The organism is Streptomyces sp. NPDC058579 (assembly GCF_042718575.1).
In the GTDB taxonomy this organism is placed as follows: Bacteria; Actinomycetota; Actinomycetes; order Streptomycetales; family Streptomycetaceae; genus Streptomyces.
In genome coordinates this window covers 1-1742 of the sequence record NZ_JBHXPI010000096.1, presented here as the reverse complement: position 1 = coordinate 1742, position 1742 = coordinate 1, and the positions used below count along the sequence as shown (strand labels likewise).

2 protein-coding genes are annotated in these 1742 nt (G+C 66.5%); both read right to left on the bottom strand.

Translation table 11 applies throughout. From position 1 onward, the window contains the following. Positions 1-755 (bottom strand): amino acid ABC transporter ATP-binding protein (locus tag ACFWRO_RS37075; protein ID WP_384519109.1); only part of this gene is annotated, 755 nt, incomplete at its 3' end. Next, entirely contained in the window at positions 752-1693 is a 942-nt protein-coding gene (locus ACFWRO_RS37070; RefSeq protein ID WP_384519106.1) for an amino acid ABC transporter permease, read from the bottom strand. The genes ACFWRO_RS37075 and ACFWRO_RS37070, both read right to left, overlap by 4 nt. Positions 1694-1742: the final 49 nt, after the last annotated feature.

Here is a 1742-nt window from a genome sequence, read left to right as displayed (position 1 = left end):
ACCTTCGACAGGAACGCCTTGGTCCTGTCGTGCTGGGGGTTGGTCAGGACGTCGCGGGGGTGGCCGGACTCGACCACCACGCCGCCGTCCATGAAGACCAGGTTGTCGCCGACCTCGCGGGCGAAGCCCATCTCGTGCGTGACGACGATCATCGTCATGCCGGACTCGGCCAGGTCGCGCATGACGTCGAGGACGTCGCCGACCAGCTCCGGGTCGAGGGCGGAGGTGGGCTCGTCGAAGAGCATCAGCTTGGGTTCCATCGCGAGGGCTCGGGCGATGGCGACGCGTTGCTGCTGGCCGCCGGAGAGCTGGGAGGGGTAGCTGCCGGCCTTGTCGGCCAGGCCGACCCGGTCCAGCAGCCGTTCCGCCCGTTCGCGGGCGACGGCCCGTGTTTCGCCCTTGACCTGGATGGGGGCTTCCATGACGTTGGCCAGGGCCGTCATGTGGGGGAAGAGGTTGAAGCGCTGGAAGACCATGCCGATGTCGCGGCGCTGGGCGGCGACCTCGCTGTCCTTCAGTTCGTAGAGCTTGTCGCCCTTCTGCCGGTAGCCGACGAGTTCGCCGTCGACGTAGAGCCGGCCGGCGTTGATCTTCTCCAGGTGGTTGATGCACCGCAGGAAGGTCGACTTGCCGGAGCCGGACGGGCCGATGAGGCAGAAGACCTCGCCGTTGTTCACCTCGAGGTCGATGCCCTTGAGGATGTGCGCGGGGCCGTAGGACTTGTGGACGCCCTCGGCCTTCACCATGAGAGTCACTTGGCCACCGCCTGGCGGGTCGAGAATCGGGCGAGGTTCGCCTTGATCTTCTGCCACGGCGTGGGCGGCAGGGAGCGCAGCGAGCCCTTGGCGTAGTGCCGCTCCAGGTAGTACTGGCCGACGCTGAACACCGAGGTCAGGATCAGGTACCAGATCGAGGCGACGAAGAACATCTCCATCACCGCGAACGAGGTCGAGGCGATGTCCTGCGCCGCGCGCAGCAGATCCGGGTACTGCACCGCGACGACCAGGGAGGAGGTCTTGAGCATGTTGATGAACTCGTTGCCCGTCGGCGGGATGATCACCCGCATCGACTGGGGCAGGATCACGCGTCGCATGGTCTTGGCCTGGGACATGCCGAGTGCGTGGGAGGCCTCGGTCTGGCCCTCGTCGACCGACTGGATGCCGGCCCGGACGATCTCCGCCATGTAGGCGCCCTCGTTCAGGCCCAGACCCAGAAGGGCGGCCAGGAAGGGGGTCATGACGTCGGTCATCTCGTCCTTGTAGAACCCGATGTTGAAGACCGGGAAGATCAGGGCGAGGCTGAACCAGATCAGGAGCTGGACGTAGACCGGGGTGCCGCGGAAGACCCAGATGTAGAGCCAGGCCACCGAGCTGGTCACCGGGTTCTTCGACAGGCGCATCACGGCGAACAGCACGCCCAGGACGAGGCCGAGGGCCATCGAGGCGACGCTGATCAGGATGGTGTGCCACAGACCGCTGATGATCGTGGAGTCGAACAGCTTCTCCGGCACGGTCGCCCAGCGGACGTTGCCCTGGGAGAAGGCGTAGCCGAGGAGTACCAGCAGGGCGACCACGACGACGCCGGCGACCCAGCGTCCGTAGTGGCGCACCGGGATGGCCTTGATGGCCTCCGGGGGGAGGTCCGACGGGGCGGGCGACGCCCCGTCCGGAACCTTGTCGAGCTTGTCAGTCACAACGACTGCCCTTCAGTGGTGCGTCGGGATCAGGAGCCGCCGTTGATCT